Source organism: Microbacterium sp. TS-1, assembly GCF_000509385.1.
In the GTDB taxonomy this organism is placed as follows: Bacteria; Actinomycetota; Actinomycetes; order Actinomycetales; family Microbacteriaceae; genus Microbacterium; species Microbacterium arborescens.
This window is the reverse complement of record NZ_BASQ01000001.1, coordinates 1,240,559-1,262,487: the sequence shown is the minus strand read 5'-3', so window position 1 is coordinate 1,262,487 and position 21,929 is coordinate 1,240,559. Positions and strand designations below refer to the sequence as shown.

Below are 21,929 nucleotides of genomic sequence, written 5' to 3'. Positions count from 1 at the left end.
GGCAGCGTTGGCCACCCGTCAAGCGCGTACCAAGAGCTCGGAGATCGTCGCCGAAGGGCTGTACATCGCCTCCGCGGCGACCCGCCTCGCGCTCAAGAACGCCATCCTCGTCGACATCCTCGCCGACGGGCGCGATTTCGAGGCCGACCGCTTCCTGGACGACGCGCGCGACGCGCTCATCTCTCTCGCGGAGGAGGCCGAGGCCGACGCCGAGCGCACCCATCGCGAACGCAAGGCCGCGAGCGGCCGCTACAGCGACTCGGGCGGGACGCACGACTACCGCAGCCGGGACGTGTCGAATCTGCGTCGACGTCGCAAGCAGTCGCTGCGCATCGCCAAAGAGCTGCGCGAGCGCGCGGCCGACGAGGCGGAGCTGCGCAAGCTCATCGCTGATGCGCGGGAGGCCGCGTGGGCCGAGGTCGCCGGGAACATCGACCGCACGCTTCGCATCGAGGCGGCGCGGCCCGATCTCGAACCCGACTACGAGCGCATGCGCACGGCGCGCATGCAGGCCCTGCGGATGGTCGACCTCCCGCGTCTCCGCTCGCAGCGTCGCAATGTCCAGCGGCAGGCGGTCGAGCGCGATGAGGCCGTGGATTCCGCGGCTGCGCCGGTGATCGACTAGCCGTTCCGCGCTCGATTCGCTCTTTGCGCGAGAGCGGGCTATGCTTGACGACGGCCCGGGAGAGATTCCCAGGCACTGCGCCCGTAGCTCAATGGATAGAGCATCTGACTACGGATCAGAAGGTTAGGGGTTCGAGTCCCTTCGGGCGCACACTGTGTTGAGACAGTGAACGAGAAGCCTCCGCTCTGCGGGGGCTTCTTTGTTTTCCGTTCCACGCCGACGACTTTGTTGTGGTGCTGCACATTCTCAGCGGTCATCGCGTAGCGTGGGGGCGTGACCGAACGGAACTGGGCCGGAACACACACCTTCACCGCCGAAGCTGTACTCGCACCGACGACGATCGACGAGGCTCGACGCATGGTCGCCGCGCACGACCGCATCCGGTCGCTGGGCACACGGCATTCGTTCAACGACCTCGCCGACACGGCCGGCGTCCTGCTCGATCTCACCGGGCTCGACGCCGACATCATCGTCGATGAGGATGCGCGGACCGTGACGGTGGGAGCCGGAACGCGCTATGCCGTCGTCGCTCGGCACCTCGCCGATCACGGCTGGGCGCTGCACAACATGGGTTCACTGCCGCACATCTCCGTCGGTGGTGCGACGGCGACGTCGACGCACGGGTCGGGCGACGGCAACGGGTCGCTCGCGACGGCGGTGCGGGCGCTGGAGTTCATCACTCCGGACGGCGAGCTGCGCACGGTCTCGGCCGGTGACGCCGACTTCGCCGGCAGCGTCGTCCACCTCGGCGCACTCGGGCCGGTCGTCCGGCTGACGCTCGCGATCGAGCCGACCTACCAGGTGCGCCAGGACACCTATGCCGGGCTCACCTGGGACGATCTCTTGAAGCGCTTCGACGAGGTGACGGCGTCGGGCTACAGCGTCAGCGTCTTCACCCGCTGGAACACGCCGGATGTCGGCGAGGTGTGGATCAAGGAGCGCCTCGACGCCGCGTCGGCCCCCGACATGCCGGAACGCGTGCTGAGCGCTCGGCGCGTCAGGGTCAAGGCGGACTCGCCCGCGGCCGACGGAGTCGACAACACGACCGAGCAGGGCGGCATCCCCGGGGATTGGTGCGAGCGCCTGCCGCACTTCCGCATCGACGCGACCCCGTCCAACGGCGACGAGATCCAGACCGAGTACTGGGTCGACCGTGCGGTGGCCGTCGAGGCGATCGCGGCCGTCCGCTCGATCGCCGACCGGGTCGAGCCCGCCCTTCTCGTGACCGAGCTGCGCACCGTCGCCTCCGATGACCTCTGGCTCTCTCCCGGGTTCGGGCGCGACAGTGTGTGCATCCACTTCACGTGGAAGAACGAACCGGATGCGGTCCGCGAGGCGATCACGAATGTGGAGCGCGTGCTCGCTCCGTTCGACCCCCGGCCGCACTGGGGCAAGGTCTTCTCGATGCCCATCGGCGATTCGCTCCCGCGTCTCGCTGATTTCCGCGAGCTCGTGGCGCGTGTCGACCCGACCGGTAAGTTCTCGGGTCCGTACCTCGAGCGGGTGCTGGGCATCGCCGCTCGCTGATTCACCGGTTCACGAGAACGGGCGGGATGCCTCGATGATCCGGCTGAGATCGACGGCGGTGCGAGTCCACGGCGAGATGCGACCATCGCCGTCCGCGGGCACCGTTGCGACGACGCGGGCGAGCGCCTTCTCGGCATCCTCGACCGTGGCTGCCGTCGCCGGGTCGCCCAGAGGTCGTGCGACGGCTCGCGCTGTGGCCCGTACGGCCTCGGCGAGCTCGGCGCGCAGCGGCGCGGCGTCGGGGGTGAGGGGGAGGCCGTCGATGCCGTCGCCGAGCTCGATCGTCTGGCGCACAGTGTTCTCGAGCGCTCTCAAGCGACGGTCGTTCTCGGCCTCGATGCCGCGGCGGCGCCGAGCGAGCGGATGGGCTTTGCGGCTGCGGGCGGCCTCGCGCACGTCGGCCGAGACGGCGTCGAGGATCTCTCCGAGGTAGCGCTGGCCCGCCGAATCGGCGGGTTCGCCGGCGGCGACCGAGGTCGCCAGCATCTCGAGCCGGTCCGAGACCGCGTCGCGCAGCTGCGACAGGCGGGTGGAGGCCCGCCGGAGGTACAGGGGCGGGACGAGCGCGAGGTTGACGGCCACCCCGATGAGCACGCCGAACGCCATCGTCACGAGGTACGACACCGAGAAGCCGCCGGCGTCGTTCGCGCCCAGCAGCAGAACGAACAGCGCCGCGATGGCGATCCAGTCTCGGCCGGTGCCGAGAGCTCGGATGCCGCCGACGGCGACGCCCGCGGCGACGACGATCGCCACGCCGACGATCCGCGGGCTGGGTCCGGAGACGATCCACAGTCCCGCGAGGCCGATCGCGATGCCGATGGCCAGGCCTCCCAGCGCTTGCAGGCCCGCCTTGGCGGAGTCGGCGATCGTCGGATACATGCTCACGAGCACGCCGAGCGGTGCGTAGTAGGAGTACTCGTCGTGCGCGAACGGCACATACGGCGCGAGGTACCAGGCGATCGCGGCGGCGAGGGCCGCCTTGCCGGCGAGCAGAAGGCGCGAGACCGCGAAGGCCTCGCCACCCGCGGTGCGCGCGGCTGCCTTGAGCGATGCCAGACGGGGGTGGGATGGGGTGGTCATCGGTCGCGACGATAGGCGCGTGGCGTATCCGTCGACAGGCCCTTGACGTCGCCCGGTGCGTACGGCAGATGCTGGCGTAGCCTGGAGGTGTGAGCGCTTACGTCTCGGCGTTCGAGCTGTTCTCCATCGGTGTAGGACCCTCGAGCTCCCACACGGTCGGCCCGTTGCGCGCCGCCCGAGCTTTCGCCGTCGGGCTCGAGGCCGCCGGCAGGCTGCCCGAGGTCGTGCGCGTCGGTTGCGTGCTGTACGGGTCGCTCGGAGCGACCGGCATCGGGCACGGCACTCCCGACGCGGTGGTCGCGGGGTTGCAGGGCCACGCGCCCGAGACGGTCGATCCCGATGCGGTCCGCGCGGCGTGGACGAGCTGGACGGACGGCTCACCTCTGCTGCTCGCAGGCCGGCATCCGGTGCCGTTCTCGCGAGGCGATGTGACCTTCGAGCCGCGGACGCGACTGCCGGAGCATCCGAACGCGATGACGCTGAGCGCGTGGGATGCCGCCGGCCATCTCGTCGCGTCGGACACGTATCTCTCGGTCGGGGGTGGCTTCATCCGCCGGGCGGGGGCAGACGCCGCTCCGCGGGGAGCGGGAGGCGGACCGAGCAGCGATGTCGCGTGGCCGTACCGGTTCAGCACGGCGGCCGAGCTGCTCGAGCTGTGCGAGCGCGACGGGGTGAGCATCGCCGGGCTCGCGCGCCGCAACGAGGAGGCGCTTCGGCCCGAGGCTGAGGTCGCCGCGGGGCTCGACGCGATCTGGGATGCGATGTCGGGGTGCGTCGATGCGGGCTTGCGTGCCGAGGGCACGTTGCCCGGGATGCTGCGCGTGCGGCGGCGCGCGGGTGCGATGCGCGCGCAGCTCGAGGCGGCCGAAGCCGCGGGTGGACGGGAGCTCCCGGGGGAGTGGCTGGGTGCGTTCGCGCTCGCCGTCAACGAGGAGAACGCGTCGGGCGGACGCGTCGTCACCGCGCCCACCAACGGGGCCGCGGGGATTGTTCCTGCGGTGGCGATGTACTGGTGGCGGTTCGCGGCGGAGTCGCGCCTGGCCTCGGAGGATCTCGACCGTCGGCGCGGGATTCGGCGGTTCCTGTTGACCGCGACGGCGCTCGGCTCGCTCTTCAAGGCCAACGCCTCGATCTCGGGTGCGGAGGGCGGGTGTCAGGCCGAGGTCGGGTCCGCGTGCGCGATGGCGGCCGGGGGCCTGACGGCGGTCATGGGTGGCAGCAACGCGCAGATCGAGAACGCGGCGGAGATCGCGATGGAGCACCACCTCGGGCTCACGTGCGACCCGGTCGGCGGTCTCGTGCAGATCCCGTGCATCGAACGCAACGCGATCGCCGCGTCGACGGCGGTCACCGCTGCGCGCCTCGCGCTGCGGGGCGACGGGCAGCACTACGTCTCGCTGGATGCCGTCGTCGAGACGATGCGGCAGACGGGGATCGACATGTCGCACAAGTACAAGGAGACGAGCGAGGGAGGGCTCGCCGTCAACGTCGTCGAGTGCTGAGAGGCCCTTCCGCGCCCCGTCTCCGGGGCGCTGTTCGCCGTGCGAGAACCCTTGGCACTCGATGGGGGAGAGTGCTAATCTGAATGCAGTTGAGCCGACAGGGCTCAACTTTCAGATCTCAACATGAAGCATCAGAGAAGGGAAAGATCGATGGCTACTTACGACCCGTTCCGCGACCTCGACCGCATCGCCTCGAGCCTCTTCGACACGCGCCGCGGCCCCCGTCGCATGCCGATGGACCTCTACCGTGACGGCGACCACTACGTGATGACCGCCGACCTGCCGGGCATCGACCCGGGCTCGGTCGACATCGACGTGGACGGCCAGCTGCTGACGATCCGCGCCGAGCGCACGCTCACCAGCGGCGACGGAGTGAAGTGGATCACGCGCGAGCGTGAAGCCGCGAGCTTCCTGCGCCAGCTGAACCTCGGCCAGGGCGTCGACACGGAAGGCATCGCCGCGACCTACAACAACGGCGTCCTGACCGTGACCATCCCGGTCAGCGAGAAGGCCAAGCCGCGCAAGGTCGAGGTCACGACCGACGCAGCCGCGCCGGTGGTGCCGATCGAGAACTGATCGCGCAGATCCGCGTTCGCACGACGGGCGGCCGCAGCTCCCTCGGGGGCGGCGGCCGCCCTTCGCGTGCGGGGCGGTGCCGAATGCGTCGCGGATGCGCGGATGCGCGGATGCGCCGATGCGTCGCGGCTGAGCCGATGCGTCGCGGCTGAGCCGATGCGTCACCGGTGACCAACGGCGCGCGAGTCCGTCGTGCCCGGCCTCGGAACGTGCGCGGGCACACGCCCCGAACTCAGAACGGTGGAGGTTCGTCCGTCGTGGCCCGCCGCTTCCGGCATCCCGTGGCGGGCTCGCGGTGTCGATGGTGAAGCAGACGGCCGGCATGGGGACGTCTTCGCGGTAGGTCCTGCCGAGGGGCGAGGTCCATTCGAGAACCCCGCCTCCGATCTGTCTGACCTCCCACTTGGTGAACTGCTTCATCGAGTGGTGTCTTTGGCAGAGGTGGGCGAGGTTGAAGATGTGGGTGTGGCCGCCGAGGGCGTAATCGATCGTGTGGTCGATCTCGCACCGGATCGCGGCGCGCCGGCATCCGGGGAACCGGCAGTGCTGGTCCCGCACCATCAGGAGTTTCTTCATCGATGCGGTGGGCCGATAGGTGTCGATCTCGACCGGTGTGCGGATGACCGGGTCGATGAAGAGCCGGTCCCATTCGCTGACCTGCCCGGCGAGTCGTCGGACGGTGTCGGCATCGACGAGCCCGGCCCCGACGGCTTCGGCGGGGTTCTCGTCCTTGCCCATCAGCGTCTCCGCGGCGACGGCGACTTGCACGCGTGCCCGGATCGCCCCCAGCCCACCGGCCCGGTCGGTCCCGTAGGTCGGGTCGACCACGGGCGCGCCGCCGAGAACGAGGTCGCCCAGGATGTCCGCGCGCAGCTGGTCCATCGTCCGGGTATCGGCGGGCTCGCCCGCTTCTGCGGCATCCGCCGCCGAACTCTCCCCGGCATCCGCGCCGGCGCCCCGGCCAGCGGCATCCGCCCCGCCCGCCCCGGCATCGCCAGTGCCGGCGACCCGGGCGTCCTTCACCGACTGTCCCATCTGCGTGAGCCGGTCGAGTATCCCGGCGGCGATGACGGTCGGAAGGGTGGCGACGAGGTTCGACATTCCGTCGGTTCCGTGGAACACGCGCACGCACCGTTCCGCGACCGCGGTCGTGTGCCGCTCTGTGAACGTCTGCGTATGCAACCGGGCCGCCAGGGTCTCCAGCGCACCCCGCACGCGGGAGGGCACATCCCGCTCACACACCCCGATCGCGGCCTCCGCGAACGAATCCCGCATCGCAGCCGGCACCCCCGCGCCGACGCGCACCACCAGATCCACGTGTCCGCGTTCGATCCGCCGCTGCACCCACGCGTCGAACACAGTGGGGTAGTCGTCGATGACCGTCATCGCGTGGTCGATCTCACCCTGCAGCCGGCGGTCGGTCAGCCGGGCCATCCCGGCCGCTTCGGCTGCCACCGACCGCAGCTCCATATCCGACGCCAAGCCGCGCGCGCCGTCGCGGCGCGCGTTGTGCAGGGCGGCGTGGCCCAGATCGGCCAGCGCCCGAGTGCGGGCGATGTCAGCGGCGTGAGAGAGGTCGAGCGCCTCCGCGTACCGCGAGAGAGCGATCGCCTGCGACGGTGTGGGGGCCTCGCGTCCCACTTCGCCACCCACGCCATTCGCTTTCATGTTCCCATGATGCCAGCAAGGTACGACATGTGAGTCGGATCTATGTTCGGTTAAAGAATATCGGGTCACCGTCCCGCCTGGGGAGGAATCGACACCGCACGACGCCCCACGACACCGCGCGACGCCCCACGACACCGCGCGACGCCGCCCGACCGCTCCGCGCGGGCGTCAGGGCAGGCGGCGCAGCTTCGTCGTCAGCTGCTCGAGCTGCTCCAGCTCCTCGGTCGACAGCATCGACATCCGCTCGGCGATGGAGCGACCGTGGGCCGCAGCGAGCCGGCGGAAGGCTGAGACGCCCTCCGGGGTCGCGGTGAGCATCGCGCCGCGACCGTCGGTGGGGTCACCGCACTTGGTGATGAGGCCGCGCGAGACCATCCGGTCGACCAGGCGCGACACGCTCGGCTGGCTGATGAGCATGTTGGCCGTGACATCGCGCAGCCGCGCCCGATGACCGGTGCCGCGCACGACCGTGAGAAGGACGTCGTACTCGGCTTGCGTGAGCTCATCGCCGGCGAAGTCGTTGCTGATGTCGTCGAAGATCTCGTGCTGCGCGCGGAACAGGCTCTCCCACGCTGCCACGGCACGACGACGATCGCTCATGGCGACAACTTTACTGCCCGCCTAAGCTGGTCGGCATGATGCGTCGCACCCGGGCGGCACTCGCGGTCGTGGTCCTCATGCTGATCACAGGCCTTTTCGGACTGACGGCCCCCGCCGCGGCATCCGAAGACGAATCCGCCGATGTCGACGCGTTCGTCTTCGATTCGCTTTCCGTCGATTACACCCTCACCCGCGACGAGGACGGCACGGCGCGGATGCGGGTCGTCGAGACCTTCGTCGCCGAGTTCCCCGAGTCGGATCAGAACCGCGGCATGCGCCGTCTTCTGCCCGAGACGTACAACGGTCAGCCGCTGCATCCGCAGCTCATCTCCGTCACCGACGAGAACGGGCAGGCCCGTCCCGTCGACACCGACAGCGAGGACGGCACGCTCGGCATCCTGACGCGCGAGCCCGGGTACCTGCACGGGCGGAACACCTTCGTCTTCACCTACGACCTCGAAAACGTCGTGTGGGACTTCGCCGACACCGGGCTGGAGTTCTACTGGGACGTCAACGGCATCGACTGGAATCAGCCGTTCCGTGAGGTGACCGCGACGCTGCACATCGATCCCGTCCTCGCGGCCTCGCTCGCGGGGCGTCAGGCCTGCTACATCGGCGAGCAGGACAGCACGACTCCGTGTCCCGAGATCACCGCCTCACCGGACGGAACCGCGATCACCGCCTCGGCGACCGACCTCGCACCGCACGAGACGCTCAGCTTCGCCGTCGGGTTCGACGAGGGCGCGTTCGAGGTATACGACACCGGGTTCCTGGCTTCGCCTCTGGGGTGGCTTCAGTCCGGGGCAGCGGTGCTCCTCACCGGTGCCACCGGCTGGGCGCTGCGGAACCGCCGCCGGTACCTCCGCGACGATCCGGGGCGTCCGACGGTCATCGCGGAGTATGCACCGCCGCGCCGCATCGACGCACTCGATGCGGCGGTGCTGCTGCAGAAGACCTCGAAGGCGATTCCGGCCGAGATCCTTGAGCTCGCGCTCCTCGGTTCCATCCGCATCGTCAACGACGGCCACCGCCGCTGGGGGCGCGCGAAGCTGCAGGCGGAGCTCGTCGATCCCCGGGCCGCCGACGAGAACGGGCGCAGACTCCTGCGCGGCATGTTCCCGAATCACCGACGCGGTGAGGTCTACCGTTTCGGGACCTCCGACACGCGGCTGTCGTCCGAGTCCCAGCGGGCGCTGAAGATGGCGAAGGACAGCCTCCGCGGGCGCGACATGTACAAGCCGGTGCCGAGGGGAGTGCGCGGCTGGCCCGTCGCCGCCTGGGCGATCGCGGCGGGACTGGTGATCCTGTTCGGGGCGCTCGCGCTGAACGCATACGTCCACCCGGCGCTGCCCATCATCGGCATCGTGCTGGCGGGGGCGTCGTTCATCGTGGTCGTGTTCGCGGTCGCCGGCGATCCGTTGTCGGCCGCGGGCGCGGAGGTTCGTGATCACCTGCTCGGGCTCGACCTCTTCATCCGGTGGGCCGAGGCCGACCGCATCCGGATGCTGCAGTCGCCGTCTGGCGCCGAGCGTGAACCGGTCGCGACGGACGACCCCCGCGAGGTCCTGCGGATCTACGAGCGTCTGCTGCCGTACGCCGTGCTGTTCGGCCGCGAGAAGGAGTGGGCCGAGCACCTGACGGCGGCCTACGCCGCAGCGGGTGTGAGTGCGCCGATCTGGTACTCCGGCTCGGGTGCCTTCGACGCCTCGTCCTTCTCCGCGGGCATCGGCACGCTCTCGTCGGCCGCGTCCTCGTCGTCGTCGACGTCGGGTGGCTCCAGCGGCGGCGGATCGGCCGGCGGGGGAGGCGGCGGAGGTGGTGGCGGCGGCGCCTGAGCGCTCGTCATCCGCGGCCGGCGCGCGACCCACGGACGCAGTTGAGGGCCCGACCGAAGAGGCATTCGGTCGGGCCCTCGTCCCTTTGCACCAAGAGTTTCCTGCAATCACATGCCGGTGGCTGCCACAGCAAAACAGCTACCGTGCGAGCACTCTATAACGACGAGGTAACGACGAGCAAGGGTTTTCCGTTATCTCTTCGTAATCATCGGAAACGCCGAGGCGCCACCTCGGCGGCATCCGGTTTTCGGCCTTCGCAGTGCCGTGGGTCTGTCAGGATGAGCGCGTGCACGCCCACGGCCGAGACACCGCCAGCGGACCCTTCGTGGTCACGCTCGTCGTCGATCTGCCGATCGCGAAGCCGGACGCTCTCGAGACGATCGCCTTCGTGTCGGATGGCGTCATCGAGAACGCAGGCACCGCGTTCCCGCGCGTGGGATTGGGGCGGGATGTGTGGGCCGAGGTGCAGATCCCCAGGTTCGCCGACCCGCCCCCGCTGGCGGTCGACGTGTGCTCGGACGTGTCATGGGATGTCGCGGCGACCGAGGCCGCACGACTGGCCGATGCCCTGCGGCGGGTCGGATGGTCGGTGCGGTCGCCACGCTCGGACGAGGTCTGACCCGCACACCCCGAGGCTGCGGGCTCACCCTGCGGCTGCGGGCTCACCCTGCGGCTGCGGGCTCACCCTGCGACGGCGAAGAGCCCTGCCACCCCGGCAGCGTAGAGGACGAGCACGACCAGTGAATCGACGCCCATCCCGGCCACGCGCTTCGCGGGCCGGAAGATGAGTCCGACGACGTAGACGAGCGTCAGCAGCGCGGCCAGCGCGGTGAGGTAGATGTCAGCTCCATTCGCCTGCGGCAGCAAGGCCCGCCCCGAGATCAGGGTGGCCACGAGGAACAGCACGGGCAGGAACGCATTGCCGCCGAAGATGTCGCTCATCGCGAGATTGTCATCGCCCTGGCGGATGGCCTGCAGCCCCGTGGAGATCTCCGGCAGCGCGGTCGCCAGTGCGAGGACGGTCGCTCCGAACAGGACCCCCGACAGGCCGATCTCGTCGGCGATGGCGTCGCCGACCCGTTCGAGCACGACACCGGCTCCGAGCGTCGCGAGCGCCGAGACGGCGAAGATCGCGACGACCGCGCGGGTGCGCATCGCGTGATGCGGATGCTGCGGCTTCGCGCGCCGGTGCCCCGGCCGGTGCTCGCTCGCACCGGGCGATGTGCCGTTCTCATGCCAGGGAAGGTGCTTCCCGGCGCGCTGCACGAGGAAGAGCCCCGCGAGCCACAGCGCCGCGATGAGCACGACGTCGGGGGTGAGGCGGGCCACGACGAGATCACCGGGTAGCTGGCTCCCCGCCATGACGACGGCGAGCACGGCGACCACGATCACGGCCTCGAGCACGAGGACGAGGGATGCTGCGCGATAGGTCAGCGGTCTGACCCCGTGCCCGCGCTTGCCGAACAGGTCGAGGATCAACAGCACCACGGTCTGCAGGGCGATGCCGCCGAGGATGTTGCCCACGGCGACCTCGAGATTGCCCGAGACGGCGGCGCTGACCGTGATGGCGATCTCGGGGAGGTTGGTCGCCACGGCGAGCACGATCAGTCCGCCGAACGCGCTGCCGATGTGCCAGCGCGCGTCGAGGACGTCGGTCGACTTCGAGAGCTGGATGCCGGCGACCCACACGACGGCGGCGGCAGCGGCGAACACCAGGAGGAGCAGCCAGAGGGGCAGGTTCGACATCCCCTCAGTGCACACCCGATCAGGCGGGTGCGTGTACCGCTTGCGTTCGCCCCCGGAACCGGCTCAGGATCCGGGACCGGTTCCGGATCCGGCTCAGCGGAGCCAGCTCGACCGGCCGAACCGCTCCCACCGCTCGACGATGTGCACGTCGCCGTCGTCGGTCGTCTCGAGCACCGTGGTTCCGCCGATGACCACGTGCTCGACGCGCGACTCCACGGCGAGCGGGTCGCCCGACCACAGGACGAGGTCGCCGTCGCGGCCGGCCTCGAGGGCGCCGACGCGGTCGTCGAGGCGCAGGATGCTGGCGGGGTTGGTGGTCAGCGCCTGCAGCGCGACATCCGCCGGGAGTCCCTCGCGCACCGCGAGGATCGCCTGCAGCCGGATCTGGTCGATCGGCACCACGGGGTGATCGGTCGTGATCGCGACCGTGACGCCCGCCGCCGCGATGAGGGCGAGAGCACCGATCGCCCGGTCGCGCAGCTCGACCTTCGAGCGCGAGGTGAGCATGGGTCCGAAGATGACGGGGATGCCCTTCTCGGCCAGGACGTCGGCGATCTTGTGCCCCTCGGTGCCGTGGTTCACGACGAGCCGGTAACCGAACTCCTCGGCCAGACGGATCGCGGTGACGATGTCGTCGTGCCGGTGGCTGTGCTGGTCCCACAGCAGCGTGCCGTCGAGCACCTCGGCGAGCGTCTCCTTGCCGAGATCGCGCTCGAACGGCTCGCCCTTGGCTGCCGCGGCATCCCGCTTGGCGACGTAGTTCTGCGCGCCGACGAAGGCGTCTCGCAGGACGGAGGCGACGCCCAGCCGGGTGGAGGGGGTCTGCTTCTTGTCGCCGTACACGCGCTTGGGGTTCTCGCCGAGGGCCGACTTCACCGACACGTTCTCGGCGATCACCTGCTCGTCGACGGTGCGTCCGCCCCAGGTCTTGATGGCGACGGTGCGCCCGCCGATCGGGTTGCCCGAACCCGGCTTGATGACGACGGAGGTGACACCGCCGCGCAGTGCGTCGCGGAACCCGACCTCGTCGATGTCGATGCCGTCGAGCGCGCGGAAGCGGGCGCCGTTGGGGTCGGTCATCTCGTTGGTGTCGTTGCCCGACCATCCCTCGCCGTCCTCGTGGACGCCGAGGTGGCCGTGGGCCTCGACGAACCCGGGCAGGACCCAGCGTCCCGCGGCATCCACGACCTCCGCGCCCTCGGGAACGGGCGTCTCGGCGCCGCCCACGGCGGTGATCACGCCATCGGTGACGATCACCGTCCCGCCCTCGATGGCGGGTGCGGACACGGGGACGATGCGGCCGTTCACGACGGCGAGGATGCGGGGGGCCATGTCTCCGACCCTATGCCGGACGATCACTGGAGGCAGAACTCGTTGCCCTCGGGGTCTCGCATCTGCCAATACCGCTCGGGCCACGCACCCCACTGCTGTTCCACCAGCCGGACGACACTCGCCCCCAGCGCGACCAGGCGATCCTTCTCGGCATCCAGGGCCTCGGCCGTTGCGCGGCGATCACCGTCGGCCGGTGCGACCGACACGTCGATATGCAGGCGGTTGCGCCCCCGCTTCGCGCCGTCAGCGTGGTGGAAGTACAGGCGAGGCCCGCGGCCCTTGGGATCTTCCGCGAGCCCTCGGCGGTCGAGGTCGTCATCGGTCAGGCCGGCATCGAGCTGTTGTCGGCGCATGTCGTCGGGCCAGTCGAGGCGCGGATAGCCGAAGACATCGGCCCAGAAATGCGAGAGCGCGCGTGGGTTGTCTGCGTAGAAGGTGATGTTGCCGAGCGTGTTCATAGTGACCTCCTCGTCGCGACCGACGGTACCCCCGACCACCGACACGGGGCGAGTACACCCGGCGTCGCGGCGAGGCAACGGGGCTGACGGCGGTGAGGCGTCGCCGTATCGTGAGCGGTTCACGAACTACAGGGAGGAACCACTATGAGCCTCAATGGGAACGTGCCCTTCGTCGCACCGGGTGAGATGCCCATCGACCCGATCGAGGAAGCCCCGACACTCGAGCCCACGGCCGAAGACCCGGTCGACGAGGACTGACCCGGCATCCCGAGCCCGCACACGGCGAAAGCGCACGTCCGCACGGTATCCGCGTGAGCGGACCGTGCGAACGTGCGCTTTCGTGAACTGGCAGAGATCAGTACCAGCCGGTCGACTGCGAGTGGCCCCATGCGCCGCAGGGCGAGCCGTAGCGGCCGGAGATGTAGCCGAGGCCCCAGCGAACCTGGGTGACGGCGCTGGTCTGCCAGTCGCCACCGGCCGAAGCCATCTTGCTGCCGGGAAGCGCCTGCGGGATGCCGTATGCACCGCTGCCGCTGTTGTAGGCCTGGTAGTTCCAGCCCGACTCCTTGTTCCACAGCGAGACGAGGCACGAGAACTGGTCCTGGCCCCAGCCGAACTCGCCGAGCATGTTGCTCGCGGCCTGCTGCGCGGCGCCGGGGGAGTTGTCTCCGGTCGAGGCGACGGCCGAAGCGGCGGGGGCGGACGACGACGAGGACGACGAGCGCGAGCTGTTCGAACGCTGCGCGGCAGCGGCCGCAGCGGCTTCCTCCTCGGCCTTCGCCTTCGCGGCTGCCTCGGCGGCCGCAGCCTCTTCGGCGGCGATCCGCGCGGCCTCCTCTTCGGCGGCCTTCTGTGCCTGAGCGGCCTCGAGGCGTCCGCGGAGGTCGGCCGTCTCGGCCTGCACGTCGTCGGTCGCGTCGGTCAGCTTGTCGGTCAGGTCGGGCAGGAGCAGCGTCGGGATGACGTCGGTGTCCTTCAGGCCCGCGATGCGCTCGCGCAGCTGCGACGTGTCGATCGTCGTGTCGCCCTCGATGGGGAGCGCCGCCGCCGACACATCGCCGGTCACCGTGGCGGCGTCCACGACGGATGCCTCGGCCGCGGCGACGGCGTCGCTCGTGGCCTGCTCGATCGCGCTCAGCGGCTTCGAGGTCGAGGTGGCCGCGGCGGTGACGAGCGCGGCGCGCTGCATGACCGGAGCGGGACCCGATGCCGTGGGCAGTGCGGCAGAGGCCGTCGTTCCCACCACCGCGGTCAGGCCCAGGGCCAGCCCGAGAGTGAGGGCAGCGGGGCGGACGAAGCGGCGGGATGCCGAGCTGGAGGCGGAGGTGGTGGAACGCCGCAGGTCGCGGCGGGTGGGCTGGCTTGACGAAGAAGTCATGCGAACAGGGGCGGTCCTTCGATGTTTGCGGGCACCGCGGCAGGCGGCGGGCGTCTCGGGCGGACGCACAAAACTCCCCGAGTCTGCGGGGTGAGTCTGGACGAGTCCCGGACAGCCCCTGGACGTAACCTGAGAGCGGAGGCGGGCCGACCCGGTGGCCCGGCGGGTTAATCTGGCCGGAACGACGGGCCGTTTCGGCCGTCCGATCGTCCGTGCCGAGGGAGGAAATCATGGCCGAGATCGAGAGCTTCACGTTGGACCACACCGCCGTGCTCGCCCCGTACGTGCGGCGGATCGGCGTCGAGCACGGCCCCGGCGGCGGCACCATCACGAACTTCGACGTGCGATTCGTGCAGCCCAACGCGGGCGAGATCCCGACCGCCGGCATCCACACCATCGAGCACATGCTCGCGGGCCTTCTCCGCGACCGCATCGACGGCGTCATCGACATCTCGCCCTTCGGATGCCGCACCGGCTTCCACCTGCTGATGTGGGGCGAGCCCGAGGTCGCCGACGTCGTCGCCGCCCTGACCGGGAGCCTGCGCTTCATCGCCGACGAAGCGGTCGAGGCCGATATCCCGGGCGTCTCCGCCCTCGAGTGCGGCAACTACCGAGACCATTCCCTGCACTCGGCCCGCGAGTGGTCGAAGACCGTGCTCGATCAGGGCATCAGCCTCGACGCCTTCTCCCGCGTCGGGGTCTGACGACCCCGCGACCGACCGGCCGACCGAGCACCGCGACGTGACCTCCCCTCGCCACCAGCGCGCGCTGAGAGCCGGCGCGGCCGCGACGCTGGCCACGTTCGTCGCTCTGCTGTCGCATGTGGCGGCGGGAGGTGAGCCGCCTTCGGCGCTGGGAGCCGCCCTGCCGTGGGCACTGTCGCTGGTGGTGAGCCTCGTCGTCGTCGGGCGTCGGCTCTCCGCGGTGCGGCTCGGAGCGGCGGTCACCGCGGCTCAGGTGCTCTTCCACGTCATGTTCGCGCTCGGTGTCGTGCCACTGGCAGGATCAGCGGGGGTTTCGACGGCCGGAGCGAGCCAGACGACGCCGATGAGCCTGCATGCGGGACATATGTCGCTCCCGGCATCCCTGTCCGCGCCCGGCGCGCTCGCCGCGGTGGCACCGGATGCCGCGATGATCGGCGCCCACGTCCTGGCCGCCGTCGCGACCACACTTCTCCTGCACCGCGGCGAGCGACTGCTCTCCGCGCTCCTCGGGCTCGCCCGGCGCATCGCCGTGCGTCTGCGCTCGGCGGCGCGGGATGCTGTTCCGCCGGCCCCGAACCCGCTGCGGGTGCGCCCGATCGTGTCGAGCGTCCGCATGCCCCGCCGGTGCGCCCTCGTCGCGGCGCCCGCGCGGCGCGGCCCTCCCGTTCTCCTCGCTCTCTGACGCCCCGGCGCCCGTCGGGGCGATCCGCCGTGCGCGCTCACCTTGCTTCGCGTGCCGGCACACCGACGACCGAGGAGTCTCATGTCCACCACCGAGTCGCGCACGCCCACCGGCGGCGCCCCCGACCCCGGCGGCGCGTCCGCCACCCCGTCCCGCGAACACGCCCCGCCGCGGCGACCGCGCGCGTGGGTGATGCCGCTGCTGCTGCGCATCCACTTCTTCGCCGGCATCCTGGTCGGCCCCTTCATCCTGATCGCCGCGGTCAGCGGGGCGATCTACGTCGTGACGCCGCAGCTCGAGCGCGTCGTCTACGCCCACGAGCTCAGCGCGCCGGTCACCGAGACGACGCTCTCGATCGGCGACCAGGTGCGCATCGCGGAGGGGTACATCGGCGACGCCGCCTCGCTGGCGGCCGTCCGGCCCGCGCCCGCGGCGGGCGACACCACGCGCGTCATGTTCGCCCAGGACGGGCTCGGGCCGAGCGAGACGCGCGCCGTCTTCGTTGACCCGGGCACGGGGGATATCCGTGGCGACCTGACGGTCTACGGCACGAGCGGTGCGCTGCCGCTGCGCGCATGGGTCAGCGACCTGCACCGCAACCTCCACCTCGGCGAGCCGGGCCGCCTCTACAGCGAGTTCGCCGCGTCGTGGCTCGGCATCGTCGTCGTCGCGGGACTCGCGCTCTGGGTCGTGCGGCTGCGCAGGGTGCGCGTGAAGAAGGAGCTGCTCCGCCCGAAGCGCGGTGCCACCGGGTATCGGCGCCTCTTCGGATGGCATGCGTCGGTCGGGGTGTGGCTCGTCGTCGGGGCGCTCTTCCTCTCGGCCTCGGGTATCACGTGGTCGACCTACGGTGGCGCGAACGTATCGACACTCCGGGCCGCGCTCTCGTGGCAGAACCCGACGTTGTCGACGGCGATCGGCGACGACGGCTCCGCCGCCGCGGACGCGCACGCGGACCACGGGGTCGTCGCGGCGCCGACCGCCGCGGTGTCGCCCGACACGTTCGACGACGTGCTCGCGGTCGCGCGCACCGAGAACGTGAACGTCGGCCTCATCGAGATCCGGCCGCCCTCGGCTGCGGGGCAGGCGTGGGTCGTCCAAGAGATCCAGCGCAGCTTCCCGACGGAGGTCGACGGTGTCGCGATCGACGGCGACACGCTCGCGGTCGTGGACCGGGTCGACTTCGCGGACTACCCGTTCATGGCGAAGCTCGCGCGGTGGGCGGTCGACCTCCACATGGGGTCGATGTTCGGGATCGTGAACCAGCTCATCCTCTTCGTGGTCGCCGCAGGGATCGCGACGATGGTCGTGTTCGGATACCTGATGTGGTGGAAGCGTCGGCCCACCCGCGACCCCGCTCGCCGGATGGGCACGGTCCCCGGCGAGGCCCTTCCGAACGCGCCGGTATGGGGTGTCGCGCTCGTGGTGGCCGTCGCGATCGGCATCGGGTACTTCCTTCCCCTCGTCGGACTGCCGCTCGCGGCCTTCGTGATCGCCGACGCGGTCGTGCAGGGATTCCGCGCCCGTCGCGCGCGGAGATCTTCCTCCGGGGGAGCGGAAACGAGTGTGGTCAGGCCATGACAGGTCAACCCCTCGTTCCCGGCGAATTCTCAGGGTAAAGTTCCGGGCGAAGAACTCCGGCCACCCGTCGGAGAACAGGAGAGAAGCCATGGCGACAAGCCCCGCTGAATCGATCGTCGACGCCGTCGGCGGTCCGGGAAACATCGAGAGTCTGACGCACTGCGCCACGCGCCTGCGTTTCCAACTGCGTGATTCGTCGAACGTCGATCAGTCGACGGTCGAGGCCATCCCCGGCGTCATGGGCGCCGTTCCGCAGGCCGGGAACCGGTACCAGGTCGTCATCGGCGGAGCCGTCCAGAACGTCTACAACGACATCAACGCGCTCCCCTCGATGTCGGGTGCCGGTGGTGGCGCCGTCGACGAGGACGACATCGACTCGGTCAAGGCGCGCGAGCGCGCGAAGGGCCCCCGCGGCAAGGTCGCCTGGCTCGACTCCCTGTTCGAGTTCCTGTCGGACTCGTTCCGCCCGATCCTCGGCGCACTGCTGGGCGCATCGCTGTTCATCACCTTCATGGCGCTGATGGCGACGCTCGGGGTCATCCCGGCCTGGAACGCCCCGGGCGTCGTCCTCGACCCCTCGTGGCAGTTCGTCAACCTGATGTGGCAGTGCGTCTTCATCTTCCTGCCGCTCATGGTCGCCTACAACGCGGCCAAGAAGGTCGGGGCCGACCCGTGGGTCGGCTTCGCGATCATGGCCGTCGTGATGCTGCCGCAGTTCTCGGGCCTCGCGACCCAGGAGGGCGCGCAGCAGATCAACTTCCTCGGTTCGGACATCACGACCGTCTCGGTCTTCGGTCTGCCGCTGACGATCTTCGACTACAGCTCGCAGGTGTTCCCGCCGCTGCTCATGGCGGGTGCGCTCGGGCTGCTCTGGAAGGGGCTGCGCAAGGTCATCCCCGAAAACATCCAGCTGATCTTCGTCCCCTTCCTGGCGATGCTGATCATGATCCCGCTCACGGCGTTCCTCATCGGACCCATCGGTGTGTACGCGGGTGCCGGTCTCGCGAACCTGCTGAGCTCGATCAACGACTTCTCGCCGTTCATCTTCGCGGTCGTCATCCCGCTCGCATACCCCTTCATGGTTCCGCTCGGCCTGCACTGGCCGATCAACGCGATCATGCTGCTGAACATCCAGAACCTCGGCTACGACTTCATCCAGGGCCCCATGGGTGCATGGAACTTCGCCTGCTTCGGCGCGACCGCCGGCGTGCTGTGGATCTCGTGGCGTGCCCGTGACAAGCAGATGCGGCAGACGGCGACGGGAGCCCTCGCGGCCGGTCTGCTCGGCGGCATCTCGGAACCCTCGCTCTACGGCATCCACCTGCGCTTCAAGCGCATCTACCCCCGGATGCTGGTCGGATGCCTCGTCGGTGGTCTCATCATCGGCATCGGAGGTGGCGTCAAGACGCAGGCGTTCGTGTTCACGTCGCTCCTGACGATCCCCGCCTTCGACTCGGTCGTCCTCTACGGCATCGCCGTGCTCGCGGCGTTCGTCGTCGCGATGGCCCTCGTCATCATCAGCGACTACCGCACGCCCGAGCAGCGCGCCGAGTTCGAGGCGCAGCGCGACAAGGCCGAGGCGAAGGCCGGCGCGACGGCTGCCGGTGCTGCGGCAGCGCCGGCTGCGGCTGCGGCCTCGGGCTCGGGCTCGTCGACGGCGACCCCCGCGCAGACCGCTCCGGGAACCGCCACCGCGACCCTCGACAAGCCCGGCGCCACCGACGAGGTGTCGGCGGCCTTCGAGATCGCGTCGCCTCTCGACGGCACGGTCGTCGCCCTCTCCGAGGTGCCCGACCCGGTCTTCGGCGGCGGCGTCATGGGTCCGGGTGTCGCGATCGAGCCGACGGGGAACACCGTCGTCTCGCCCGGTGCCGGAACCGTCGCGGCCGCTCAGCCGACCGGTCATGCGTTCGGCCTCCAGCTCGACAACGGGGCCGAACTGCTCATCCACGTCGGCATCGACACCGTCAACCTGAAAGGCGAGGGCTTCGACGTCCACGTCAAGGCCGGCGACCGCGTCGAGCAGGGCACGCCCCTCGTGACGTTCGACCGTGCCGTGATCGAGAAGGCGGGCTACCCGCTGATCACGCCGGTGATCGTCCTCAACGGCGACGCCTTCGCAACGGTCGACCCCGTGGGCCTCGGCTCCACGACCGCCGGCGCCCCTCTCCTGATCCTGGAGAAGTAGCCCCCGCTCCCTCCCTCCCCACACGTCGACTCGCCACGAATCGCGGATGCCGGGCCTCCGGCATCCGCAGATTCTGGCGAGTCGACGTTTTGTGCTGCGGGGTCAGGGGAGGCGGCGGAGGAGGAGGACGCCGTCGAGCAGATGCGGGGGACGCGATGCGACGGGCGAGGACGCCGCGGGGGCGGACGCGACGGGGGCGGACGCGACGGGGGCGGACGCGACGGGGGCGGACGCGACGGGGGCTCGGCGCTCGTGGATCTGCCGGCGCTCGACGACCTCCTCGCGCTCGACGATCCACTCGGCGGGGTCGAGCTCGAGCGCGGCGCGCTCCTCGGCGGGCGTCGCGAACGGAGGATGCTCGTGCGGTTCGCCGTCCTCGGGCCCGCGCGGCGGTCCGCCGGCGTGCGACACGACGAGCAGGCGCCCGCCCGGGGCGACGTGGCGGAGGGCGGCGCGCAGGAGCGGGATGCGGGAGAACTCCGGGTCCCACGAGTGCAGGAAGCTCGTCGTCACGAGGTCGAACTCCCCGAGCTCCGCCGCGTCGATCTCGCCCGCGACGAAGGTCGCGTCGAGCTGAGCGTTCCGGGCGGCGGCCCGGGCGCGCGCGACCGCCGTCGGCGAGAGGTCGACCCCCGTCACCGACCACCCGCGCGAGGCGAGCCACAGCGCGTCACCGCCCTCGCCGCACCCCAGGTCGAGAGCGGTGGTCGGAGCGAGCGAGCCCGCCGCCTCGAGCTCGGCGATCACCGTCGAGGTCGTCTCGTTCACGCGGCCCGACCAGACCCGGTCCGTCTCGGCGTATCGCGCCTCCCAGTCGGCGGCATGACCGCGGCGGCGCTCCACAGCTGCCGCGGCGTCGAGGGCGACGAGAGCGGCGTTGACCGCTGCGCCGGCCATCGACCCGGCGCCCATCGACAGGGGCACGTTCGCCATCGGTGCGACGACGTTGCCGGCGGCCCACACGAGGGGGTGGCTCGTCGCCCCCGCCGCATCGACGGCGATGAACGACCCGACCGGTCCGTCGGCGCGGGCGAGGTCGAGCCCCGCGAGGAAGCCGTCGTGAGGCTCGAGGTGTCCGCCGGTGAAGATGGCGTCGATCGCCACGCGCTGCCCGTCGGCGGTCACGACATCGCCGATCGCCGCGTCGTCCGCGTCGTCCGCCGCTTCCGCCGGGCCGGTGACGGCGACCACGGGCGACGCGACGGTGCGGATGCCGCGGGCACGGAGCCGCTCCCGGACGTCGTCGCCGAGGTCACCCGCTGCCGCTGTGAACGCCACGACGTCGGGGCTCCACTGCCGTACGAGCTCGATCTGGTGCAGGCTCATGGGCGACGTCGCGAGCACGCCGATCCGGCGATCGCGCACCTCCCAGCCGTGGCAGTAGGGGCAGTGCAGCACGGTCCGCCCCCAGCGCTCGGCGAGCCCGGGCACGTCGGGCATGCGGTCGGAGACGCCGGTCGCGACGAGAAGCAATCGCGTCGTGATCCGCTCGGTGCTTCCGGCGAGGACGACCTCGAGGCCGCCGTCGATCTCGTTGACCCGTTCGACGCGTGCCGAACGGAAGACGACGCCGTAGCGCTCCGCCTCTTCTCGACCGCGCCGGCGGAGCTCGGAGGGCGAGGTGCCGTCGAAGCCGACGACGGCGTGCATGTGCTCCGCGAAACGATTGCGCGGGGAGTCCGAGTCGAGCACGAGGGTGCGGCGGCGAGCCCGCCCGAGCATCTGCGCGGCGCTGAGGCCGGCGGGTCCGGCACCGACGATGACGACGTCCTGATCGAGGTTCTGCATGTCCACAGCATCCGGTTTCGAATGCGCGCTGGCAAACCCGTTTGCAGAAATGGCAAACTCGACCCATGACCGGATTGGATCAGATCGGCCCGCGCCTGCGTGCGGCCAGGCAGGAACGCGGGCTCACCCTCGACGAGCTCGCGGAGCGGGCGGGCATGTCGACGAGCACGCTCTCGCGGCTCGAATCGGGCAAGCGTCAGGCGAACCTCGAGCTTCTCGTCCCGCTCACGCGGCAGCTCGGCATCCGCATCGACGACCTCGTGCCCGCCGAGCATCCCGATCCCCGGGTGCGTCGGCCCGCGACCATGCGGCACGGCCATGTCGTCGCGCCGCTGACGCGCGAGACCTCGCCCGTGCAGACCTACAAGGTGACGTTTCCGCCGTCAGCTGAGGCTCCGTCGCCGCGGGTCCACGACGGCTTCGAGTGGTTCTACGTGCTGAGCGGACGCATCCGGCTCGTGCTCGACGACCAGGAGCTCATCCTCTCGCGGGGCGAGGCGGCGGAGTTCGATACCCGCACCCCGCATTCCATCAGCGCGGTCGGGACGCGCCCCGCCGAGGTCATCAGCATCTTCAACGCCGCCGGCGAGCGCATGCACACCCTGACGACCCCCTCCTGACCCCGCCCCGTTACCCGTCGACTCGCCGAGAACTGCGGA

Annotated in this window: 19 protein-coding genes and 1 tRNA gene; 13 read left to right on the top strand and 7 right to left on the bottom strand. The window is 70.5% G+C overall.

Going from position 1 to position 21,929, the window contains the following annotated elements; genetic code table 11:
- The first annotated feature begins 7 nt into the window (after positions 1–7).
- The 3 genes from MTS1_RS05990 (at position 8) to MTS1_RS05980 (ending at position 2,152) form a co-directional block, all read left to right on the top strand.
- Positions 8–625: a hypothetical protein gene (locus MTS1_RS05990; protein WP_023952332.1), complete on the top strand. Its 618-nt coding sequence runs from the start codon at positions 8–10 to the stop codon at positions 623–625.
- A gap of 77 nt (positions 626–702) precedes the next feature.
- Positions 703–775 (top strand) — tRNA-Arg (locus MTS1_RS05985).
- 123 nt (positions 776–898) lie between these two features.
- Positions 899–2,152 carry an FAD-binding protein gene (locus MTS1_RS05980; RefSeq protein ID WP_036304664.1) on the top strand — a complete coding sequence of 418 codons (1,254 nt, stop codon included), beginning with the start codon at positions 899–901 and terminating at the stop codon, positions 2,150–2,152.
- A 9-nt stretch (positions 2,153–2,161) separates the two neighbouring features.
- Here the strand turns inward: MTS1_RS05980 and MTS1_RS05975 are convergent, their stop codons facing one another.
- A complete protein-coding gene (locus MTS1_RS05975) occupies positions 2,162–3,232 on the bottom strand; it encodes an FUSC family protein (RefSeq protein ID WP_023952326.1) in 1,071 nt (356 codons plus the stop codon).
- 89 nt (positions 3,233–3,321) lie between these two features.
- Here MTS1_RS05975 and MTS1_RS05970 point away from each other — a divergent pair, with 89 nt between their 5' ends.
- The 3 genes from MTS1_RS05970 to MTS1_RS16910 all read left to right on the top strand — a co-directional run bounded on the left by MTS1_RS05970 (position 3,322) and on the right by MTS1_RS16910 (position 7,011).
- On the top strand, positions 3,322–4,734 hold the full coding sequence (locus tag MTS1_RS05970) for an L-serine ammonia-lyase (RefSeq protein WP_023952324.1): 1,413 nt from the start codon (positions 3,322–3,324) through the stop codon (positions 4,732–4,734).
- A 150-nt stretch (positions 4,735–4,884) separates the two neighbouring features.
- The gene (locus tag MTS1_RS16260) at positions 4,885–5,310 is read left to right on the top strand and encodes an Hsp20/alpha crystallin family protein (RefSeq protein WP_071918483.1); all 426 of its coding nucleotides are present in this window, start codon (positions 4,885–4,887) and stop codon (positions 5,308–5,310) included.
- Positions 5,311–5,775: 465 nt separating this feature from the next.
- Positions 5,776–7,011 carry a hypothetical protein gene (locus MTS1_RS16910; RefSeq protein ID WP_158497459.1) on the top strand — a complete coding sequence of 412 codons (1,236 nt, stop codon included), beginning with the start codon at positions 5,776–5,778 and terminating at the stop codon, positions 7,009–7,011.
- Between the two features lie 135 nt (positions 7,012–7,146).
- On the opposite strand, the gene MTS1_RS05960 is transcribed toward MTS1_RS16910, so the two are convergent.
- Positions 7,147–7,578, bottom strand: coding sequence for a MarR family winged helix-turn-helix transcriptional regulator (locus tag MTS1_RS05960; RefSeq protein ID WP_023952321.1), 432 nt, complete (start codon positions 7,576–7,578; stop codon positions 7,147–7,149).
- 35 nt (positions 7,579–7,613) lie between these two features.
- Here MTS1_RS05960 and MTS1_RS05955 point away from each other — a divergent pair, with 35 nt between their 5' ends.
- On the top strand, positions 7,614–9,413 hold the full coding sequence (locus tag MTS1_RS05955) for a DUF2207 domain-containing protein (protein WP_023952320.1): 1,800 nt from the start codon (positions 7,614–7,616) through the stop codon (positions 9,411–9,413).
- 286 nt (positions 9,414–9,699) lie between these two features.
- A complete protein-coding gene (locus tag MTS1_RS05950) occupies positions 9,700–10,032 on the top strand; it encodes a hypothetical protein (protein WP_023952319.1) in 333 nt (110 codons plus the stop codon).
- Positions 10,033–10,094: 62 nt separating this feature from the next.
- On the opposite strand, the gene MTS1_RS05945 is transcribed toward MTS1_RS05950, so the two are convergent.
- The 4 genes from MTS1_RS05945 to MTS1_RS05930 all read right to left on the bottom strand — a co-directional run bounded on the left by MTS1_RS05945 (position 10,095) and on the right by MTS1_RS05930 (position 14,327).
- Positions 10,095–11,159: a sodium:calcium antiporter gene (locus MTS1_RS05945; protein ID WP_023952318.1), complete on the bottom strand. Its 1,065-nt coding sequence runs from the start codon at positions 11,157–11,159 to the stop codon at positions 10,095–10,097.
- 93 nt (positions 11,160–11,252) lie between these two features.
- On the bottom strand, positions 11,253–12,491 hold the full coding sequence (locus MTS1_RS05940; RefSeq protein WP_036304663.1) for an amidohydrolase: 1,239 nt from the start codon (positions 12,489–12,491) through the stop codon (positions 11,253–11,255).
- 23 nt (positions 12,492–12,514) lie between these two features.
- Positions 12,515–12,949, bottom strand: coding sequence for a VOC family protein (locus MTS1_RS05935; RefSeq protein ID WP_023952316.1), 435 nt, complete (start codon positions 12,947–12,949; stop codon positions 12,515–12,517).
- A gap of 355 nt (positions 12,950–13,304) precedes the next feature.
- Positions 13,305–14,327 carry a lytic transglycosylase domain-containing protein gene (locus MTS1_RS05930; protein WP_023952314.1) on the bottom strand — a complete coding sequence of 341 codons (1,023 nt, stop codon included), beginning with the start codon at positions 14,325–14,327 and terminating at the stop codon, positions 13,305–13,307.
- A 230-nt stretch (positions 14,328–14,557) separates the two neighbouring features.
- On the opposite strand from MTS1_RS05930, the gene MTS1_RS05925 reads away from it, so the two are divergent.
- The 4 genes from MTS1_RS05925 to MTS1_RS05910 all read left to right on the top strand — a co-directional run bounded on the left by MTS1_RS05925 (position 14,558) and on the right by MTS1_RS05910 (position 19,482).
- Entirely contained in the window at positions 14,558–15,031 is a 474-nt protein-coding gene (locus tag MTS1_RS05925; protein WP_023952312.1) for an S-ribosylhomocysteine lyase, read from the top strand.
- A gap of 37 nt (positions 15,032–15,068) precedes the next feature.
- Positions 15,069–15,713 carry a hypothetical protein gene (locus tag MTS1_RS05920; protein ID WP_023952310.1) on the top strand — a complete coding sequence of 215 codons (645 nt, stop codon included), beginning with the start codon at positions 15,069–15,071 and terminating at the stop codon, positions 15,711–15,713.
- An 81-nt stretch (positions 15,714–15,794) separates the two neighbouring features.
- The gene (locus MTS1_RS05915; RefSeq protein ID WP_023952308.1) at positions 15,795–17,294 is read left to right on the top strand and encodes a PepSY domain-containing protein; all 1,500 of its coding nucleotides are present in this window, start codon (positions 15,795–15,797) and stop codon (positions 17,292–17,294) included.
- 88 nt (positions 17,295–17,382) lie between these two features.
- The gene (locus tag MTS1_RS05910; RefSeq protein ID WP_023952306.1) at positions 17,383–19,482 is read left to right on the top strand and encodes a glucose PTS transporter subunit IIA; all 2,100 of its coding nucleotides are present in this window, start codon (positions 17,383–17,385) and stop codon (positions 19,480–19,482) included.
- 102 nt (positions 19,483–19,584) lie between these two features.
- Here the strand turns inward: MTS1_RS05910 and MTS1_RS05905 are convergent, their stop codons facing one another.
- The gene (locus MTS1_RS05905) at positions 19,585–21,270 is read right to left on the bottom strand and encodes an FAD-dependent oxidoreductase (RefSeq protein WP_036305102.1); all 1,686 of its coding nucleotides are present in this window, start codon (positions 21,268–21,270) and stop codon (positions 19,585–19,587) included.
- Positions 21,271–21,335: 65 nt separating this feature from the next.
- Between MTS1_RS05905 and MTS1_RS05900 the strand changes: the two genes are divergently transcribed.
- Complete coding sequence (locus tag MTS1_RS05900) at positions 21,336–21,890, top strand: helix-turn-helix domain-containing protein (RefSeq protein ID WP_023952305.1); 555 nt, start codon at positions 21,336–21,338, stop codon at positions 21,888–21,890.
- The last annotated feature ends 39 nt before the right edge of the window (positions 21,891–21,929 follow it).

Coding starts and splice junctions, on each gene's coding strand:
- MTS1_RS05975 (WP_023952326.1), bottom strand. CDS start 3,232: ATGACCACCCCATCCCACCCCCGTCTGGCATCGCTCAAGGCAGCCGCG.
- MTS1_RS16260 (WP_071918483.1), top strand. CDS start 4,885: ATGGCTACTTACGACCCGTTCCGCGACCTCGACCGCATCGCCTCGAGC.
- MTS1_RS05960 (WP_023952321.1), bottom strand. CDS start 7,578: ATGAGCGATCGTCGTCGTGCCGTGGCAGCGTGGGAGAGCCTGTTCCGC.
- MTS1_RS05955 (WP_023952320.1), top strand. CDS start 7,614: ATGATGCGTCGCACCCGGGCGGCACTCGCGGTCGTGGTCCTCATGCTG.
- MTS1_RS05945 (WP_023952318.1), bottom strand. CDS start 11,159: ATGTCGAACCTGCCCCTCTGGCTGCTCCTCCTGGTGTTCGCCGCTGCC.
- MTS1_RS05940 (WP_036304663.1), bottom strand. CDS start 12,491: ATGGCCCCCCGCATCCTCGCCGTCGTGAACGGCCGCATCGTCCCCGTG.
- MTS1_RS05935 (WP_023952316.1), bottom strand. CDS start 12,949: ATGAACACGCTCGGCAACATCACCTTCTACGCAGACAACCCACGCGCG.
- MTS1_RS05930 (WP_023952314.1), bottom strand. CDS start 14,327: ATGACTTCTTCGTCAAGCCAGCCCACCCGCCGCGACCTGCGGCGTTCC.
- MTS1_RS05925 (WP_023952312.1), top strand. CDS start 14,558: ATGGCCGAGATCGAGAGCTTCACGTTGGACCACACCGCCGTGCTCGCC.
- MTS1_RS05915 (WP_023952308.1), top strand. CDS start 15,795: ATGTCCACCACCGAGTCGCGCACGCCCACCGGCGGCGCCCCCGACCCC.
- MTS1_RS05910 (WP_023952306.1), top strand. CDS start 17,383: ATGGCGACAAGCCCCGCTGAATCGATCGTCGACGCCGTCGGCGGTCCG.
- MTS1_RS05905 (WP_036305102.1), bottom strand. CDS start 21,270: ATGCAGAACCTCGATCAGGACGTCGTCATCGTCGGTGCCGGACCCGCC.
- MTS1_RS05900 (WP_023952305.1), top strand. CDS start 21,336: ATGACCGGATTGGATCAGATCGGCCCGCGCCTGCGTGCGGCCAGGCAG.